Origin of the sequence: Mycobacterium scrofulaceum (assembly GCF_002086735.1) — a bacterium.
In the GTDB taxonomy this organism is placed as follows: Bacteria; Actinomycetota; Actinomycetes; order Mycobacteriales; family Mycobacteriaceae; genus Mycobacterium; species Mycobacterium scrofulaceum.
The window spans coordinates 129,993-147,459 of sequence record NZ_MVIJ01000010.1; the positions used below are offsets into that span (position 1 = coordinate 129,993).

A 17,467-nucleotide genomic window follows, 5' to 3' on the forward strand; every position below is an offset into this window, starting at 1 on the left:
GGCGCCGCCGCGGGCCGGGCGCACCGGCCGGCTACTTCTCGGCCAGGCCTAACCGCGCCACCAACCACCGGCGCAACTCGGGGCCGTAGTCGTCACGATCCAATGCAAAGTCAACCGCAGCCTTGAGGTAGCCGCCGGGATTTCCCAAGTCGTGTCGAGATCCGCGATGCACGACGACGTGCACGGGGTGGCCCTCGGCGATGAGCAACGCGATCGCGTCGGTGAGCTGCACCTCGCCGCCGACCCCGCGGTCGACGCGGCGCAGCGCGTCGAAGACGGCGCGGTCGAGCACGTAGCGGCCCGCTGCGGCGAACATCGAGGGGGCGTCCTCGGGCTTGGGCTTCTCGACCATGCCCTTGACCTTGAGCACGTCGGGATCGTCGCCGGGCACCGGCTCGACGTCGAAAACGCCGTAGGCGCTGATCTCTTCGGGCGTTACCTCGATGGCGCACAACACCGTGCCGCCGTGCTGCGCGCGCACCTTCGACATGGTCTCCAGGACGCCGGTGGGCAGGACCAGGTCGTCGGGCAGCAGCACCATCACGGCGTCGTCGTCGGGCGTCAGCGTGGGCTCCACGCAGCTGATGGCGTGTCCCAGGCCGAGCGGCTCGGCCTGCACGACGGACTCGACCTTGATCAGCTGCGGCGCGCGCCGCACCTTGTCGAGCATCGCCTTCTTGCCGCGGGCCTCCAGCGTGCCCTCGAGGACCAGGTCCTCGACGAAGTGCGCGACGACGCCGTCCTTGCCCTCGGAGGTGATGATCACCAGGCGGTCGGCGCCCGCTTCGGCCGCCTCGGCGGCGACCAGCTCGATGCCCGGAGTATCGACGACCGGCAGCAGCTCCTTGGGCACCGTTTTCGTCGCGGGCAGGAAGCGGGTACCAAGACCGGCGGCGGGCACGATCGCCGTGTGTGGGACCACCACTTTAGGGCTTGACATTGTTCACACGATAACCCGAACGCGGTTTGCCGAGGCGATGTGGCGCGGGCAAAGACGCGGCTGCCATCGTTGTCCCATGGCGATCACCAGCAAGGCCGCGTTGCGCGAGCGGCTGCAGGCCGCCCGGTGCCGCGTTGCCGACGAGGTTCGAGCCGACGAGGCGCGGAGGCTGCGCGCGCACCTGGAAGCCGCGGAAAGCATTGTGAGCAGCGGCAGCACGGTGTGCGCGTACGTGCCGGTGGGCGCCGAACCCGGGTCGATCGAGATGGTGGACGTGTTGCTCCGGCGTGCCGGACGCGTGCTGCTGCCGGTTGCGCGCACCGGCGCCGATAACGCGGCCCAGCCGCTGCGCTGGGGCGAATACCGTCCCGGCACACTGACATCCGCGCGGTGGGGACTGCTGGAGCCGCCGCAGCCGTGGCTGCCGGCCTCAGCGATCGCCGAGGCGAGCCTGATCCTGGTGCCGTCGCTGGCCGTCGACCGCCACGGGGTGCGGCTGGGCCGCGGCCGCGGCTTCTACGATCGCTCGCTGGGCCGCCGCGACCCCGGCGCGCGGCTGCTCGCGGTAGTGCGGGACGCGGAGTTGGTCAACCAATTGCCCGCCGAACCGCACGACATCCCGATGACCCATGCGCTCACGCCGCGGGTGGGACTAATCCCACTCAATCCGGGGTAACAGATCGGGAATGAGTGGCGTCACGTGGCGGTTCTAGCACTTGAGACGCTAGAGTGCTAACCAGTCTTTGCAATCATCCGGAGGTTTTTGTGCCGACTTACAGCTATCAGTGCACCGAGTGCGACGATCGCTTCGACATCGTGCAGGCCTTCACCGACGACGCGCTGACCACGTGCAAGCGCTGCTCCGGGCGGCTGCGCAAGCGCTTCAACTCCGTCGGCGTGGTGTTCAAGGGCAGCGGTTTCTACCGCACCGACAGCCGCGAGTCCGGCAAGAAGTCCACGACTTCGACCAACGGGTCCTCGTCGAGCGACTCGGGCTCCAACGGCGCGTCGAGCGAAAAGTCCGGGTCGAGCGACAAGCCGGCGTCCAGCGAGAAGTCGAGCAGCGCCTCCACGGCGCCCGCCGCGGCCGCCTCGAGCTAGCGGGTTATCCACAAACGCAGCCGCCGCCGGCATTCGCCGGTGACCGCGTTGCGCCTACGTTTGCGGCGTGGGCGAATCGTCGCTGAATCCCAGCCTGTTCAGCCGCCTGGTGATGCTGCGCCCGGACTGGACGCGGACCGTGCTCGCGCGCCGCGTCGCCGTGGGCGGGCTGGTCGTATTGGCCGGCCTGGCCGCGCTGCGCTCCCACCCGGCCGGTGACTATGCCGACGTGGTGATCGCCGATCACGACCTGCGGCCCGGCGCCGCGTTGACCCGCGCCGACGTTCGTCTCGAAAAACATTTGACCACAACCCTTCCCGACGGCGCGCTGGCCGACGTCAGCGCCGTGGCCGGTTCGACGCTGGCCGGCCCGGCGCGGCGCGGCGAAGTGCTCACCGACGTCCGATTACTGGGCAGCCGGCTGGCCGAGGCCGCGATCGCGTCGAAGGCGGGACCCGGCGCCCGCATCGTGCCGCTCCGGCTGGCCGACAGTGCCCTGATCGACCTGGTCCGCGTCGGCGACGTCGTCGACGTGCTGGCCGCACCGGCATCGGGGGCGCCGGACACGCCCCAGGCCCTCCCCAAGGTGGTGGCCACCGACGCCGTCGTGGTGCTCGTGTCGGCCAGGCCAAAAGCCCAGGCCGCGGACGGTGACCGCGTAGTGTTGGTGGCGCTGCCGGCTCGCGTGGCGAACACGGTGGCGGGCTCGGCGTTGGGTCAGGCGGTGACCCTCACCCTGCACTGAGCGCCTCGCCGTGTTGGCCACGCAGCCGACAGCAAACTCTGTCCAATCCCAGGAAGGACATCTGGAATGTTCAAAGGGTTCAAGGAGTTTCTCTCGCGGGGCAACATCGTCGACCTGGCCGTCGCGGTGGTCATCGGTACCGCGTTCACCGCGCTGGTCACCAAGTTCACCGACAGCATCATCACCCCGCTGATCAACCGGATCGGCGTCAAGCAGCAGTCCGACGTGGGCATCTTGAAGATCGGCATCGGCGGCGGTCAGACCATCGACCTGAACATCCTGCTGTCGGCGGCGATCAACTTCGTGCTGATCGCCGCGGTCGTCTACTTCTTCGTCGTGCTGCCCTACAACACGCTGCGCAAGCGGGGTGAGGTCGAGCAGGCCGACGACGCCCAGATCGTGCTGCTCACCGAGATCCGCGACCTTTTGGCACAGTCCGACGGCGACTCGTCGGGCAAGCACGGCGGGGCGACGACCACGACTCCCCCACCCGAGCACGGACCACGCGCGGACGCCGAGTCACAGACCTGAAGCGGTCAGATCTCCAGGCTCGACAGTTGCCCGATGATTTGAGCGGCCAGCGGGTTCAGCGTCGCCATCCCGTCGCGCACCGCGTACCGGGAACCGGCCAGGTTCACCACCAACGTGCTTCCGGACACCCCGGCCAGGCCGCGTGACAGCCCGGCGTCGATGATCCCCGCGGACAGCCCGGAGCCCCGAATGGCCTCGGCGATGCCCAGGATTTCCCGGTCCAGGATGTCGCGGGTGGCCTCGGGGGTGACGTCGCGCGGCGTGACGCCCGTCCCCCCGACGGACACCACCAGGTCCACCCCGCCGATCACCGCGGTGTTGAGCGCATTGCGGATCTCCACCTCGTCCGCCGCGACCGCGACCACGCCGTCGACGACGAAGCCCGCCTCGGTCAGCAGCTCGGTCACCAGCGGCCCGCTGTGGTCCTCGTCCCCGTGTGCGGTGCGATCGTCCACGACCACGACCAACGCCCGGCCGACGACCAACTCCGCACCCGTTTCCATGGGTGCCACCGTATAGCCGAGCTCCGACAGTCCCGCCGCGGAGGGTTCTTCCACTCGCATCACTGATCCGCCTTCCCCAGGGTCACCGGCACGGTACGGCTGCCACCAGCGGGATCCTGGAAGGTCAGCGAAATCTTGTCGCCGGGCGCCTTGGACCGCACGGCGGCAACCAGGGCGTCGGCGCTGTTGATCGGGCGGTCGTCGACCTTCGTGACGATCACGTTCTTGGGCACCCCGGCCGTAGAGGCCGCACCACCGGGCACCACGTCGACGATCTTGGCGCCGGGGGAGCCCTTGTCGTTGGTCACCTGCACGCCGAGCGAGGCGTGGGACGCCTTGCCGGTGCTGATCAGCTCGTCGGCGATCCGCTTGGCCTGGTCGACCGGGATCGCGAACCCGAGGCCGATCGATCCGCTCTGGGCGTCCGGCGAGTCCGCGCCCAGCGTGGCGATGGCCGAGTTCACGCCCACCAGTTGGCCGTTCATGTTGACCAACGCGCCGCCGGAGTTACCCGGGTTGATGGCCGCGTCGGTCTGAATCGCGTCCAGCACCGTGTTCTGGTTGCCCGACTCACCGGTGGTGGACACCGGCCGATTCAGCGCGCTGACGATCCCGGTGGTCACGGTGCCGGACAGGCCGAGCGGCGAGCCGATGGCCACCACGGGTTGTCCGACCCGCAGATCCGACGAGGAACCCAGGGAGATCGGCGTCAGGCCGGACACGCCCTGCACGCGGATCACGGCGATGTCACTGGTCGGGTCGGCGCCGACGACGGTGAACGGCGCGGTGCGGCCGTCGGCGAAGGTCACCGTCGTCTTGGGGGCCGGACCGCCAAGTCCGCCACCGGGACCTCCGGGCGGACCGCCGGGGGGCGCACCGGGGGCGCCGGTCGCCTTCGGCGGGCCGGCGGCCGCCGCGACCACGTGGTTGTTGGTCAGGATGAGCCCGTCGGCGGAAAGGACGATGCCCGAGCCCTCTTCGGACTGACGGCCGAGATCGGTCTCCAGCATGACGACACTCGGCACCACCTTGGAGGCCACCTGCTCGACGCTGCCCGGCGGCATGTTCGCCGCCGGGACGCTGGGCGCGCCTCCGCCGATGACGCTGTGCCCGTTGCCGTTGGTGGTGTGCGTGCCCAATTCGACCGCCGTCGCCGCGGCTCCGCCGATGCCGGCCGAGACCACCGCGACGGCCAACGCGCCAACCGTCAACAGCCCTGCGCGGGAACGTTTTTGGGGCCCCGGCGGTGGCATCGGCGGCAGCATGCCGGGAATCGGGCCGGTCCCGGAGCCACCCGCGATGGGGCCGGCCCCCGTCCCGCCCGGTATCCGGCCCGGACCCGTGCCGCTGTACGGGTCATACGGCTGCCGGAATTGCGCCGTCTGCGATGGGTGCCGCCAGTCGAACGGCTGGCTATACGGTTGCTGGTGCCCCTGGCCGTAAGCAGAGGTCCCCGCATGGCTCGGGGCGGACGCAGGCTGATTCGGGACGGGACGGTATCCCGGCTGCTGCGGCGGTGGCGAATACCTCGGGTCATTCGTCATGGCTCTAGGTCGCTCTTCCTCTATCTCACTAATCGGCCCGTCGGCTCGACTGGGCTCTCCAACAGTAGCTGCAGACCTACCTTGCCCGCGCGGACTGAGAGTCCACTGAGATAACGTTCGACGGTTCCCGAGAGTTCGAGTGATCGGTGACCACCGGGCCGGTGGCCACCGATTCTTCTTCGGTGGTCCCGGCGGGGGGCGCCGGGTACGCCGAGGGCGGCATCGGCCGGCCGGGCAGCAGGACGAAAAACGAGGTCCCCGGCGGCTGGCCGCCGGGCACGGTGTCCTCGACGCGAAGCAACCCGCCGTGATTGAGCACGACCTTCTTGACGATCGCCAGCCCGAGGCCGGAGCCCGGCATGGCGCGCGCCGTCGCCGAACGATAGAACCGCTCGAACACCAGGCGGCGTTCGTGCGGCGGGATGCCGGGGCCGTGGTCGGACACCACCAACTCGGCGTGCGACGGGTCGAGCTGCCGCATGGTGACGCCGACGCGGCCGCCCGGCGGACTCCACTTGGCCGCGTTGTCCAACAAGTTCAGCACCGCGCGGGACAGGCCGGCGGCGTCGCCGAACATCTGCCACGGGGTCACGTCGACATCGAAGTGAATGTCGTTGCGGCGCCGCCGAACTCGCTCCAGGCTGCGGTCGACCACCTCGGACATGTCGACCGGTTCGTGCACCACCTGGCCGGCGTCGTCGCGGGTGAGGTCCACCAGATCGCCCACCAGCGTGGACAGTTCCTCGATCTGCGCCAGCACGTCGGCGCGCAGCTCGACCATCTCCTGCTCCGGCAGCCGCGGCGCCCCCGGCGCCATCGAAGCCATCAGCAGCTCGACGTTGGTGCGCAGCGACGTCAGCGGGGTGCGCAATTCGTGTCCGGCGTCGGTGACCAGCCGCGCCTGCCGCTCGCGCGATTCGGCCAGGGCCCGCAGCATCAGGTTGAAAGCCTCGGTGAGCCGGGCCAATTCGTCGCTGCCGAACACCGGGATGGGCCGCAGGTCGTCGGTCCGCGCCACCCGCTCGGCCGCCTCGGTCAGCCGCGCCACCGGGCGCAGCCCGGCCCTGGTGACCATGCCGCCCGCCACCGCGGCGACCGCGACGCCGATGCCGCCGACGATCAGCAGCACCCAGCGCAGCTTGGTCATCACCGCCTCGGTCGGTTTGAGGCTCTTGGAGATCAACAGCGAACAGCCGTTGGGCAGGTGGATCGCCAGGACGCGTTGATCCAACGCGGTGCGCCGGGACATGAACAGGTCACCACGGATCACCGCCTTCTCCGGGGCGCCGACCGGCAGCGTCTGGCCCGGCTGCTGCGCGGTGTAGATGGAGTGGCCCGGGTTCACCAGCATCGCGTTGACGTCCGAATAGGCGGTGCCCTCGATCGCCTTCCCGGGGTCGGCGGCCAGTGAACCGCTGGCGATCAGCAACTGCGCCCGGCTTTGCAGCTGGTTGTCGATATCGCTATACAGCGCAGCCGAAATCACCGCGTAGACGGCGAAGGCCATCAGCACGACCACCATCGCCACCATCGACATCGCCAGCAGCATGACCCGCCACCGCAGGGACAGCGAGCTCGTGGCGCGCAACGGGACGCGTTGGGGCCGTTGATACCGGATCATCGTTGCGGGCGACTCGTCACGGTGGCGTCTCCCGAAGGACGTAGCCCACCCCGCGCACGGTGTGTATCAGCCGCGGCTCACCGTCGGCCTCGGTCTTGCGGCGCAAGTAGCCGACGTAGACCTCCAGCGCGTTGCCGGAGGTGGGGAAGTCGAATCCCCAGACCTCCTCCAGGATCCGGCTGCGGGTCAACACCCGGCGCGGATTGGCGATCAGCATTTCCAGCAACGCGAATTCGGTGCGGGTGAGGCTGATTTGGCGCTGTCCGCGGGTGACCTCGCGGGTCACCGGGTCCAGCGTCAGGTCGGAGAACGCCATCGCCACCGATTCGGCGTCATCGTCGTCCGGCTTGGTGCGGCGCAGCAGCGCCCGCATCCGGGCCAGCAGCTCTTCAAGCGCGAACGGCTTCGGCAGGTAGTCGTCCGCGCCGGCGTCCAGCCCGGCGACCCGCTCGGAGACCGAATCGCGGGCGGTGAGCACCAGGATCGGCAGGTCGTCGCCGGTGCTGCGGAGCTGACGGCACACCTCGAGCCCGTCCAGCCGCGGCATCATCACGTCGAGGACGAGCGCGTCGGGCCGGTCGCTGGCGATCATCTCGAGCGCCTCCAGCCCGTCGTGGGCCAACTCGACCGAGTAACCATTGAAGGAAAGCGACCGCCGCAGCGACTCACGCACTGCGCGATCGTCGTCGACGACCAGTATCCGCACGGGCCTAGTGTCGTCCCGACGCCTGAGAGCGGCCTGAGAGGCGCGCCGGGTGTTTGCCGAGATTAACTAACGCCGGTCCAGGTCGATGAGACCGAGGCGGGCGGCCTTGAGCAGCCGGCGGGGCACCTTGTGCTTCTGCCCTGCGACCGTCACACCGACGAGCTCCGTCTTGGTGGCCTTCCACTGCGCGCGACGGCTACGGGTGTTCGCGCGCGACATCCTGCGCTTGGGTACGGCCATGGTCGGGCCTAACTCCTCGTCTCGGTTCGGGGGCTTGTCGCACAGCGTGGCCGATGCGGCCGAACGTGCGACGATTGCAATCAGGATAGTCGGTGGCCTGCTGCTCACCAAAACGGCGCCCGTTGACGCCGAGATTGCCGTGACGGCCGTGATCGGCGCCCGGTCCACGACCGTGGCGGCAAACTCGGCGCGGCGAGGCGAGGGACGTCTCCTTGACGGGGGACCGGCGCGACCCGCTAACCTACCGGTTGGTTGGTTGGTTTGCGCTCACCGGTGACTCGCAGATTGGAGGACCGCATGGCCTCTGCCCCTGGTCGCGGCGCCGTCCGGATCGCGAACTGCTCCGGGTTCTACGGCGACCGGCTGTCGGCAATGCGCGAGATGCTCACCGGCGGGGATGTCGACTACCTCACCGGTGACTACCTGGCCGAACTGACCATGCTGATCCTGGGCCGCGACCGCATGAAGCATCCCGAGCGCGGTTACGCCAAGACCTTCCTGACCCAGCTGGAGGGCTGCCTGGGCGAGGCCCGCGACCGGGGCGTCCGGATCGTCGCCAACGCCGGCGGCCTCAACCCCGCCGGGCTGGCCGAGGCGATCCGCGCCCTGGCCGAGCGCCTCGGCATCCCGGCGCGCGTCGCCCACGTCGAGGGCGACGACCTGCTGCCGCGCGCCGCCGAACTCGGGCTCGGCACGCCCCTGACGGCGAACGCGTATCTGGGCGCCTGGGGCATCGTCGACTGCCTGGGCGACGGCGCCGACGTCGTCGTCACCGGCCGGGTCACCGACGCCTCGGTGATCGTCGGGGCGGCCGCGGCGCACTTCGGCTGGGGCCGCACCGACTACGACCGGCTCGCCGGCGCCGTGGTCGCCGGCCACGTCATCGAGTGTGGCGTGCAGGCGACCGGCGGCAACTACTCCTTCTTCACCGAAATACCCGACCTGACCCACGCCGGCTTCCCGCTGGCCGAGGTGCACGCCGACGGGTCCTCGGTCATCACCAAACACCCCGGCACCGGCGGCCTGGTGAGCGTGGACACCGTCACCGCGCAGCTGCTCTACGAGATCAGCGGCGCGCGCTACGCCAATCCCGACGTCACCGCCCGGATGGACAGCGTCGAGTTGTCCGCGGACGGCACCGACCGGGTGCGCATCGCCGGCGTGCGCGGCGAGCCGCCGCCGCCCACCTACAAGGTCTCGCTGAACAGCATCGGCGGATTCCGCAACTCCATGACCTTCGTGCTGACCGGTCTCGACATCGAGGCCAAGGCCGCCCTGGTGCGCCGGCAGCTCGAGGCCGCGCTGACCGTCAAGCCCGCGGAGTTGCAGTGGTCGCTGGCCCGCACCGACCACCCCGACGCCGACACCGAGGAAGCCGCCAGCGCGCTGCTGCACTGCGTGGTCCGCGACCCCGACCCCGCCAATGTCGGGCGCCAATTCTCCTCTGCGGCAGTGGAATTGGCGCTGGCCAGCTATCCGGGCTTTCATGTCACCGCCCCGCCGGGCGACGGTCAGGTCTACGGCGTGTTCACCGCCGGCTACGTCGACGCCACCGAGGTGCCCCACGTCGCGGTGCACGCCGACGGCACCCGGGCCGAGATCCCTTGCGCCACTGAGACTTTGGAAATGGCACCCGCCGAGCCCGCAGCCCTGCCGGAGCCGCTTCCCGACGGTCCGACCCGCCGCGTTCCGCTGGGCCGCATCGCCGGGGCGCGCAGCGGCGACAAGGGTGGCTCGGCCAACGTCGGGGTCTGGGTGCGCACCGACGACCAATGGCGCTGGCTGGCCAACACGCTGACCGTCGAGCTGCTCGAGGAGCTGCTGCCCGAAGCGGCGGAGTTCGACGTCACCCGACACGTGTTGCCGAACCTGCGCGCGGTGAACTTCGTCATCGACGGCATCCTGGGTCAGGGCGTCGCCTACCAGGCGCGGTTCGACCCACAGGCCAAAGGGCTGGGCGAATGGCTGCGCGGCAGGCACGTTGACATCCCCGAAAGGCTGTTATGAATCTGTGGACCACGCCGGAGCGAGAGCAGTTGCGAAAGACGGTGCGCTCCTTCACCGAACGCGAGATCCTGCCGCACGCCGACGAGTGGGAGCGCGTCGGCGAGTTGCCGCGCGAGCTGCACCGCCGCGCCGGGGAGGCCGGCCTGCTGGGCGCGGGCTTCCCCGAGGCGGTCGGCGGGGGCGGCGGTGACGGCGCCGACGCGGTGATCATCTGCGAAGAGGTGCATCAGGCCGGCGCCCCCGGTGGGGTCTTCGCGTCGCTGTTCACCTGCGGTATCGCGGTGCCGCACATGATCGCATCCGGCGACCCGCGGCTGATCGAGGAGTTCGTCCGGCCGACGCTGGCCGGCGACAAGATCGGCGCGCTGGCCATCACCGAGCCCGGCGGCGGGTCGGACGTCGGGCACCTGCGCACCACGGCGGTCCTGGACGGGGATCACTACGTGGTCAACGGCGCCAAGACCTACATCACCTCGGGGGTCCGCGCCGACTACGTCGTCACCGCGGTGCGCACCGGCGGTCGAGGGGCGGCGGGCGTGTCCTTGCTGGTGGTCGAGAAGGGCACCCCGGGCTTCGAGGTGAGCCGCAAGCTGGCCAAGATGGGCTGGCGGTCCTCGGACACCGCCGAGCTGTCCTTCGTCGACGCGCGCGTGCCGGCGGCCAACCTCGTCGGCCCCGAGAACAGTGGTTTCCTGCAGATCGCCCAGGCCTTCGTGTCCGAGCGCATCGGCCTTGCCGCGCAGGCCTATGCGAGCGCCCAGCGCTGTCTGGACCTGACGGTGCAGTGGTGCCGCGACCGGGAGACCTTCGGCCGGCCGCTGATCTCGCGGCAGTCGGTACAGAACACGCTGGCCGAGATGGCCCGGCGCATCGACGTCGCCCGCGTCTACTCGCGCACTGTGGTCGAGCGCCAGCTGGCCGGCGAGACCAACCTGATCGCCGAGGTGTGCTTCGCCAAGAACACTGCCGTCGAGGCCGGCGAATGGGTGGCCAACCAGGCCGTCCAGCTGTTCGGCGGGATGGGCTACATGGCCGAGTCTGAAGTCGAACGCCAGTATCGCGACATGCGGATCCTGGGCATCGGCGGCGGCACCACCGAAATCCTGACCTCGCTCGCGGCCAAGACGCTGGGATTCCAATCATGACCGCGCCGACGACGATGCAGAGCGCAGCGATGAGGAGGAGTGGCGCCATATGACCGCGCTGCGATCCACGCTGGACCCGAGCTCCCCCGCCTTCGCCGACGCGGCGTCGACGGCGACCTCGCGGCTCGAGGAGATCGACACCGAACTCGCCAAAGCGCTCGCGGGCGGCGGCCCCAAGTACGTCGAGCGCCACCACGGCCGCGGCAAGCTGACCGCCCGGGAACGCATCGAACTGCTCGTCGATCCCGACTCGCCGTTCCTGGAACTGAGTCCCCTGGCCGCCTATGGCAGCGCCTTCACCGTGGGCGCCAGCACGGTCACCGGGATCGGCGTCGTATCGGGTGTGGAATGCCTCATCGTCGCCAACGACCCGACGGTCAAGGGCGGCACCAGCAACCCGTGGACGCTGAAAAAGATATTGCGGGCCAACCAGATCGCGTTCGAGAACCGGCTGCCCGTCATTTCGCTGGTGGAATCCGGCGGCGCCGACCTGCCCACCCAGAAAGAGATCTTCATCCCCGGCGGGCGGATGTTCCGCGACCTGACCCGCCTGTCGGCGGCCGGGATCCCGACCATTGCCCTGGTATTCGGCAACTCCACCGCCGGCGGCGCCTACATACCGGGCATGTCCGACCACGTGGTGATGATCAAGGAACGCTCGAAGGTGTTTCTCGCCGGTCCCCCGCTGGTCAAGATGGCCACCGGCGAGGAGTCCGACGACGAGTCGCTCGGTGGTGCCGAAATGCACGCCCGCATCTCGGGTCTGGCCGACTACTTCGCCGTCGACGAGCTCGACGCCATCCGCATCGGACGGCGCATCGTCGCCCGGCTGAACTGGCGCAAAGAGGGTCCCGCGCCCGGCCCGGTCGTCGATCCGGTCTTCGACGTCGAGGAGCTCATCGGCATCGTGCCGGCGGACCTGCGCATCCCGTTCGACCCGCGCGAGGTGATCGCGCGCATCGTCGACGGCTCCGAATTCGACGAATTCAAAGGCATGTACGGGTCGTCGCTGGTGACCGGGTGGGCCCGGCTGCACGGCTACCCGCTGGGCATCCTGGCCAACGCGCGCGGGGTGCTGTTCAGCGAGGAGTCGCAGAAGGCCACCCAGTTCATTCAGCTGGCCAATCGGTCCGACACCCCACTGTTGTTCCTGCACAACACCACCGGCTACATGGTGGGCAAGGACTACGAAGAGGGCGGGATGATCAAGCACGGCTCGATGATGATCAACGCCGTCTCCAACTCGACCGTTCCGCACATCTCGCTGTTGATCGGCGCCTCCTACGGAGCCGGGCATTACGGCATGTGCGGGCGGGCCTACGACCCCAGGTTCCTGTTCGCCTGGCCCAGCGCCAAATCCGCGGTGATGGGTGGCGCCCAGCTCTCGGGTGTGCTGTCGATCGTGGCGCGGGCCGCCGCCGAGGCCCGCGGCCAGCAGGTCGACGAAGAGGCCGACGCCGCGATGCGGGCCGCCGTCGAGGGGCAGATCGAGGCCGAGTCGTTGCCGCTGGTCCTGTCCGGGATGCTCTACGACGACGGGGTGATCGACCCGCGTGACACCCGCACCGTGTTGGGAATCTGCCTGTCCGCCATCGCCAATGGCCCGATCAAGGGGACGTCGAACTTCGGCGTCTTCCGGATGTGAGCGGAGATGATTACTCGAGTGCTGGTCGCCAACCGCGGCGAGATCGCCCGGCGGGTCTTCGCCACCTGCCGCCGGCTGGGTCTGGGGACGGTCGCGGTCTACACCGACCCGGACGCCGGCGCGCCACACGTCGCCGAGGCCGACGCGCGGGTGCGGCTGGAAAGGACCAACGACTACCTGAACGCCGAGGCCATCATCGCCGCCGCCCGCGCCGCGGGCGCCGACGCGGTCCATCCCGGGTACGGGTTCCTCTCGGAGAACGCCGATTTCGCCGCCGCCGTGCAGGGCGCGGGCCTGAGCTGGATCGGACCGCCGGCGGACGCGGTCCGGGCGATGGGCTCCAAGATCGAGTCCAAGAAGCTGATGGCCGCCGCCGGGGTCCCGGTACTCGACGAGCTCGACCCGGACACGGTCACCCAGGCCCAGCTTCCCGTGCTGGTCAAGGCCTCCGCAGGAGGCGGCGGCCGCGGCATGCGCGTGGTGCGGGAATTGTCCGCTCTCGCGAGCGAAGTCGAGGCGGCCCGGCGTGAGGCCCAATCCGCGTTCGGCGACCCGACGGTGTTCTGCGAACGCTACCTGCCCACCGGGCACCACATCGAGGTTCAGGTGATGGCCGACACCCACGGCACCGTGTGGGCCGTGGGTGAACGCGAATGCTCCATTCAGCGCCGCCACCAAAAGATCATCGAGGAGGCCCCCTCCCCCTTGGTCGGGCGCGTACCGGGCATGCGGGACAAGCTGTTCGACGCGGCCCGGCTCGCCGCCGGGGCGATCGGCTACACGGGCGCCGGGACGGTCGAGTTCCTCGCCGACGATGACGGGGAGTTCTATTTTCTCGAGATGAACACCCGGCTGCAGGTCGAGCACCCGGTGACCGAGGAGACCACCGGGCTCGACCTCGTCGAACTCCAGATCGCCGTCGCCGACGGCGGCCGGCTCGACCCCGAACCCACAGCGGCCCGGGGCCATTCGATCGAGGCCCGCCTCTACGCGGAGGATCCCGCACAGGGCTGGCAGCCGCAGGCCGGCCGCGTGCACACCGTCGAGGTGCCCGGCGTCGGTGCGCGGTTCGCCACGCTGGGGCACCGGACCGGCATCCGGCTCGATTCGGGCATCGCCGCGGGTTCCACGGTGTCCATCCATTACGACCCGATGCTGGCCAAGGTCATCTCGTATGCGCCGACGCGCCGCCAAGCGGCGCTGGTACTCGCCGACACGCTCGCCCGCACCCGGCTGCACGGGCTGCGCACCAACCGTGAACTGCTGGTCAACGTGCTGCGCCACCCGGCATTCCTCGACGGCGCCACCGACACCGCCTTCTTCGACACGCACGGCCTGCAGCAGCTGGCCGCCCCTCTCGCCGACGACGCCACCGTCCGGTTGTCCGCGATCGCCGCCGCGCTCGCCGACGCCGCCCACAACCGCGCGAGCGCCCCCGCCCTGGGTTCGTTACCGAGCGGCTGGCGCAACCTGGCGTCCGGCTACCAGACGAAGACCTACCTCGACGCCGACGGCGGCGCGCACCGGGTCGAATATCGTTTCACCAGAGAGGGATTGCGGTTCGCCGGCGGCGACCCGGTCCGGCAGGTCTCGGCCACGCCGGACGAGGTTGTGCTGGCCGACGGCTCCGAGGTGGCGTGCGGCTTCGCGGTCGCGCGATACGGTGACGACGTCTACGTGGACTCGGCCCGCGGGCCCGTGCACCTGGTCGCGCTGCCACGGTTCCCGGAGCCGGGGTCGGCCGTCGAGCGGGGTTCGCTGGTGGCGCCCATGCCGGGCAACGTGATCCGGGTCGGCGCCGCGGTCGGCGAGACCGTCGAAGCGGGCCAGGCGTTGATCTGGCTCGAGGCGATGAAGATGGAGCACACCATCACCGCGCCGACCGACGGGGTGCTCGCCGAACTCAACGTCCAAACCGGTCAGCAAGTCGAAGTGGGCGCCGTTCTGGCACGAGTGGAAGAACCCCAACCAGAAGGAGATTCCTGAATGACCGACACGAGCTTCATCGAGAGCGAGGAGCGGCGGGCCCTGCGCAAGTCGGTGGCCGCGTGGGCCGCCAACTACGGCAGCGAGTACTACCTCGAGAAGGCGCGCGCACACGAGCACACCGACGAATTGTGGTCGGAGGCGGGCAAGCTGGGCTTCCTCGGGGTGAACCTGCCCGAGGAGTACGGCGGCGGCGGCGCCGGCATGTACGAGCTGTCGCTGGTGATGGAGGAGATGGCTGCGGCCGGCAGCGCGCTGCTGCTGATGGTGGTGTCGCCGGCGATCAACGGCACCATCATCAGCAAGTTCGGCACCGAAGAGCAGAAGAAGCGGTGGATCCCCGGCATCGCCGACGGCACCCTCACGATGGCCTTCGCCATCACCGAGCCGGACGCCGGCTCCAACTCGCACAAGATCACCACCACCGCCCGGCGCGACGGCAGCGACTGGGTCCTCAAGGGCCAGAAGGTCTACATCTCCGGTATCGACCAGGCGCAGGCCGTCCTGGTGGTGGGCCGCACCGAAGAGGCCAAGACCGGCAAGCTGCGGCCTGCGCTGTTCGTGGTGCCCACCGACTCCCCCGGATTCACCTACACGCCAATCGAAATGGAGCTGGTCAGCCCCGAACGGCAATTCCAGGTCTTCCTCGACGACGTCCGGCTGCCGGCCGACGCGCTGGTCGGGTCCGAGGACGCCGCGATCGCGCAGCTGTTCGCCGGCCTGAACCCCGAGCGGATCATGGGCGCCGCGAGCTCGGTGGGGATGGGGCGGTTCGCTCTGCAGAAGGCGGCCGACTACGTCAAGACCCGCCAGGTATGGGGCACGCCGATCGGCGCACATCAAGGGCTGTCACATCCGTTGGCACAGTGCCACATCGAGGTGCAGCTGGCGAAACTGATGATGCAGAAGGCCGCCACGCTTTACGACAGCGGTGACGACGCGGGCGCGGCCGAGGCGGCAAACATGGCGAAATACGCTGCGGCAGAGGCCGCTACCCGCTCGGTGGACCAGGCCGTGCAATCGATGGGCGGCAACGGGTTGACCAAGGAGTACGGGGTGGCCGCCATGCTCGCGTCGGCCAGGCTGGGGCGGATCGCCCCGGTCAGCCGGGAGATGGTGCTCAACTTCGTGGCGCAGACGTCGCTGGGCCTGCCGCGAAGCTACTGAATCCCCGCCGATGGAAACGCTTGTCGATTACGCCGGGCCGGCCGAGACCGGCGGCCCGTTCGCGCGCCTGACGCTGAACTCGCCGCACAACCGCAACGCGCTCTCGACCGCGCTCGTCGAGCAGTTGCACCGGGGGCTGCGCGGCGCCGCGGCCGACGGCGCCGTGCGCGCGGTGGTGCTGGGGCATACCGGCAACACCTTCTGCGCCGGCGCGGACCTGAGCGAGGCCGGCGGCGGGTCGCCACCATCCGCATACGACATGGCCGTCGCCCGGGCGCGCGAATTGACGGCGGTCTTGCGGGACATCGTCTCGTCGCCGCTGCCGGTGGTCGCGGCCATCGATGGGCATGTCCGGGCGGGCGGGTTCGGATTGGTCGGTGCCTGCGACATCGCGGTCGCCGGCCCGCGCAGCACCTTCGCCCTGACCGAGGCCCGGATCGGCGTGGCCCCCGCGATCATCTCGCTGACGCTGCTGCCGAAACTGTCGCCGCGGGCCGCGGCGCGCTACTACCTGACCGGCGAGACGTTCGACGCCGGCGTAGCGGCGGAGATCGGACTGATCACGATGGCGGCCGAGGACGTCGACGCCGCGGTGGCCAACCTGCTCGCCGATGTGGGCCGCGGTTCACCCCAGGGGCTGGCGGCCGCCAAGGCGCTGACCACGGCGGCGGTGCTGGAAGGGTTCGACCGGGACGCCGAGCGGCTCGTCGAGGAATCGGCCCGGCTCTTCGTCTCCGACGAAGCCCGCGAGGGCATGATGGCGTTCCTGCAGAAGCGCGCCCCGAGCTGGACGAGTTAGCCAGGTGTCAAACAAACCCCGCCGGCCGCACCGCCCGGCGGGGGCCAAGGTTGCAGTTTGACCAATCCTCTTGCAGCAATAGCCGGACGTCGTAGGCTCGTGGGTGATGAGCAACTCTGCGCAACGCGACGCGAAGGACACGCGTGACGGGTCGTCGCGCGCGGCCGACACCGATCGCATCCAGGTCGCGCAGTTGCTGGCGTACGCGGCCGAGCAGGGCCGGCTGCAGATGAAGGACTACGAAGACCGGTTGACCAAAGCCTATGCGGCGACCACATACGAGGAACTGGATCAACTGCGGGCGGACCTGCCGGGATCACAGATCAATCTGCGCCGCGGCGCCAAGCCGAACCCGGCGCCGTCCACGCTGCTGCTGGCGCTGTTGAGCGGCTTCGAGCGGCGGGGCCGCTGGAACGTGCCCAAGAAGCTGACCACCTTCGCCTTCTGGGGCAACGGGGTGGTGGATCTGCGCTACGCCGACTTCACCTCCACCGAGGTCGACATCCATGCGATGTCGATCATGGGTGCGACGAAAATCTTGCTGCCGCCCGAAGTCAACGTCGAGATTCACGGCCGCGGGGTCATGGGCAACTTCGACCGTAGCGTCCTCGGCCACGGCACCCCCGGCGCACCGAAGGTGAACATTCGCGGCTTCTCGCTGTGGGGCGGGGTCGGCATCATCCGCAAAGCCCGCCGGCCGCGCGGCTAGGTGTACTGACCTGAGAGGTTAGGTACGCGGGTGGCGGGTGGTTGGCCGCCGAGTGCGGTGTGGCCGCGGTGGTGATTG

At 69.7% G+C, this 17,467-nt stretch carries 17 protein-coding genes; 11 read left to right on the forward strand and 6 right to left on the reverse strand.

The genetic code is table 11. The annotated features are described in order from the left end of the window. Positions 1-31 precede the first annotated feature (31 nt). Positions 32-940 (reverse strand): UTP--glucose-1-phosphate uridylyltransferase, encoded by a 909-nt coding sequence (locus BST44_RS09360; RefSeq protein ID WP_083176817.1) that lies wholly within the window; start codon positions 938-940, stop codon positions 32-34. 76 nt (positions 941-1,016) lie between these two features. On the opposite strand from BST44_RS09360, the gene BST44_RS09365 reads away from it, so the two are divergent. The 4 genes from BST44_RS09365 to mscL all read left to right on the forward strand — a co-directional run bounded on the left by BST44_RS09365 (position 1,017) and on the right by mscL (position 3,317). Beyond that, positions 1,017-1,616: a 5-formyltetrahydrofolate cyclo-ligase gene (locus tag BST44_RS09365; RefSeq protein WP_083176819.1), complete on the forward strand. Its 600-nt coding sequence runs from the start codon at positions 1,017-1,019 to the stop codon at positions 1,614-1,616. Between the two features lie 89 nt (positions 1,617-1,705). After that, entirely contained in the window at positions 1,706-2,041 is a 336-nt protein-coding gene (locus BST44_RS09370; RefSeq protein ID WP_083176821.1) for an FmdB family zinc ribbon protein, read from the forward strand. Between the two features lie 67 nt (positions 2,042-2,108). Next, positions 2,109-2,786, forward strand: a complete 678-nt coding sequence (locus tag BST44_RS09375) for an SAF domain-containing protein (RefSeq protein ID WP_083176823.1) — start codon at positions 2,109-2,111, stop codon at positions 2,784-2,786. A gap of 66 nt (positions 2,787-2,852) precedes the next feature. Continuing rightward, a complete protein-coding gene (gene mscL, locus BST44_RS09380; RefSeq protein ID WP_083176825.1) occupies positions 2,853-3,317 on the forward strand; it encodes a large-conductance mechanosensitive channel protein MscL in 465 nt (154 codons plus the stop codon). Positions 3,318-3,322: 5 nt separating this feature from the next. Here mscL and BST44_RS09385 read toward each other — a convergent pair whose 3' ends face one another. From BST44_RS09385 to rpmF, 5 genes are all read right to left on the reverse strand, one after another. Then, a complete protein-coding gene (locus BST44_RS09385) occupies positions 3,323-3,880 on the reverse strand; it encodes a MogA/MoaB family molybdenum cofactor biosynthesis protein (protein WP_083176827.1) in 558 nt (185 codons plus the stop codon). Further along, positions 3,880-5,364, reverse strand: a complete 1,485-nt coding sequence (locus tag BST44_RS09390) for a S1C family serine protease (RefSeq protein WP_083176829.1) — start codon at positions 5,362-5,364, stop codon at positions 3,880-3,882. Before BST44_RS09390 ends, BST44_RS09385 begins: the two co-directional genes overlap by 1 nt. 76 nt (positions 5,365-5,440) lie before the next feature. Further along, positions 5,441-6,985 (reverse strand): HAMP domain-containing sensor histidine kinase, encoded by a 1,545-nt coding sequence (locus BST44_RS09400; RefSeq protein ID WP_083176830.1) that lies wholly within the window; start codon positions 6,983-6,985, stop codon positions 5,441-5,443. A 16-nt stretch (positions 6,986-7,001) separates the two neighbouring features. Next, positions 7,002-7,691 (reverse strand): two-component system response regulator MprA, encoded by a 690-nt coding sequence (gene mprA / locus BST44_RS09405; protein ID WP_083176832.1) that lies wholly within the window; start codon positions 7,689-7,691, stop codon positions 7,002-7,004. 66 nt (positions 7,692-7,757) lie between these two features. Beyond that, positions 7,758-7,931: a 50S ribosomal protein L32 gene (gene rpmF / locus BST44_RS09410; RefSeq protein ID WP_007168835.1), complete on the reverse strand. Its 174-nt coding sequence runs from the start codon at positions 7,929-7,931 to the stop codon at positions 7,758-7,760. A gap of 297 nt (positions 7,932-8,228) precedes the next feature. Here rpmF and BST44_RS09415 point away from each other — a divergent pair, with 297 nt between their 5' ends. From BST44_RS09415 to BST44_RS09445, 7 genes are all read left to right on the forward strand, one after another. Further along, the gene (locus BST44_RS09415) at positions 8,229-9,938 is read left to right on the forward strand and encodes an acyclic terpene utilization AtuA family protein (RefSeq protein WP_083176833.1); all 1,710 of its coding nucleotides are present in this window, start codon (positions 8,229-8,231) and stop codon (positions 9,936-9,938) included. Beyond that, on the forward strand, positions 9,935-11,083 hold the full coding sequence (locus BST44_RS09420) for an acyl-CoA dehydrogenase family protein (protein WP_083176835.1): 1,149 nt from the start codon (positions 9,935-9,937) through the stop codon (positions 11,081-11,083). The genes BST44_RS09415 and BST44_RS09420 overlap by 4 nt, the downstream gene beginning before the upstream one ends. Positions 11,084-11,132: 49 nt before the next feature. Then, positions 11,133-12,728, forward strand: a complete 1,596-nt coding sequence (locus BST44_RS09425; protein ID WP_083176837.1) for an acyl-CoA carboxylase subunit beta — start codon at positions 11,133-11,135, stop codon at positions 12,726-12,728. 6 nt (positions 12,729-12,734) lie between these two features. Then, a complete protein-coding gene (locus tag BST44_RS09430; RefSeq protein ID WP_083176838.1) occupies positions 12,735-14,714 on the forward strand; it encodes an acetyl/propionyl/methylcrotonyl-CoA carboxylase subunit alpha in 1,980 nt (659 codons plus the stop codon). Then, complete coding sequence (locus tag BST44_RS09435) at positions 14,715-15,881, forward strand: acyl-CoA dehydrogenase family protein (RefSeq protein WP_083176840.1); 1,167 nt, start codon at positions 14,715-14,717, stop codon at positions 15,879-15,881. Positions 15,882-15,891: 10 nt separating this feature from the next. Beyond that, positions 15,892-16,680, forward strand: coding sequence for an enoyl-CoA hydratase family protein (locus BST44_RS09440; RefSeq protein ID WP_083176842.1), 789 nt, complete (start codon positions 15,892-15,894; stop codon positions 16,678-16,680). Between the two features lie 106 nt (positions 16,681-16,786). Then, positions 16,787-17,389 carry a DUF1707 domain-containing protein gene (locus BST44_RS09445; RefSeq protein ID WP_083176844.1) on the forward strand — a complete coding sequence of 201 codons (603 nt, stop codon included), beginning with the start codon at positions 16,787-16,789 and terminating at the stop codon, positions 17,387-17,389. Positions 17,390-17,467 lie beyond the last annotated feature (78 nt).

Bases quoted from the DNA above. Each gene is read 5' to 3' on its own strand.
- BST44_RS09360 (WP_083176817.1), bottom strand. From the start codon at position 940: ATGTCAAGCCCTAAAGTGGTGGTCCCACACACGGCGATCGTGCCCGCC.
- BST44_RS09365 (WP_083176819.1), top strand. From the start codon at position 1,017: ATGGCGATCACCAGCAAGGCCGCGTTGCGCGAGCGGCTGCAGGCCGCC.
- mscL (WP_083176825.1), top strand. From the start codon at position 2,853: ATGTTCAAAGGGTTCAAGGAGTTTCTCTCGCGGGGCAACATCGTCGAC.
- BST44_RS09385 (WP_083176827.1), bottom strand. From the start codon at position 3,880: ATGCGAGTGGAAGAACCCTCCGCGGCGGGACTGTCGGAGCTCGGCTAT.
- BST44_RS09390 (WP_083176829.1), bottom strand. From the start codon at position 5,364: ATGACGAATGACCCGAGGTATTCGCCACCGCCGCAGCAGCCGGGATAC.
- BST44_RS09400 (WP_083176830.1), bottom strand. From the start codon at position 6,985: ATGATCCGGTATCAACGGCCCCAACGCGTCCCGTTGCGCGCCACGAGC.
- rpmF (WP_007168835.1), bottom strand. From the start codon at position 7,931: ATGGCCGTACCCAAGCGCAGGATGTCGCGCGCGAACACCCGTAGCCGT.
- BST44_RS09415 (WP_083176833.1), top strand. From the start codon at position 8,229: ATGGCCTCTGCCCCTGGTCGCGGCGCCGTCCGGATCGCGAACTGCTCC.
- BST44_RS09420 (WP_083176835.1), top strand. From the start codon at position 9,935: ATGAATCTGTGGACCACGCCGGAGCGAGAGCAGTTGCGAAAGACGGTG.
- BST44_RS09425 (WP_083176837.1), top strand. From the start codon at position 11,133: ATGACCGCGCTGCGATCCACGCTGGACCCGAGCTCCCCCGCCTTCGCC.
- BST44_RS09430 (WP_083176838.1), top strand. From the start codon at position 12,735: ATGATTACTCGAGTGCTGGTCGCCAACCGCGGCGAGATCGCCCGGCGG.
- BST44_RS09435 (WP_083176840.1), top strand. From the start codon at position 14,715: ATGACCGACACGAGCTTCATCGAGAGCGAGGAGCGGCGGGCCCTGCGC.
- BST44_RS09440 (WP_083176842.1), top strand. From the start codon at position 15,892: ATGGAAACGCTTGTCGATTACGCCGGGCCGGCCGAGACCGGCGGCCCG.
- BST44_RS09445 (WP_083176844.1), top strand. From the start codon at position 16,787: ATGAGCAACTCTGCGCAACGCGACGCGAAGGACACGCGTGACGGGTCG.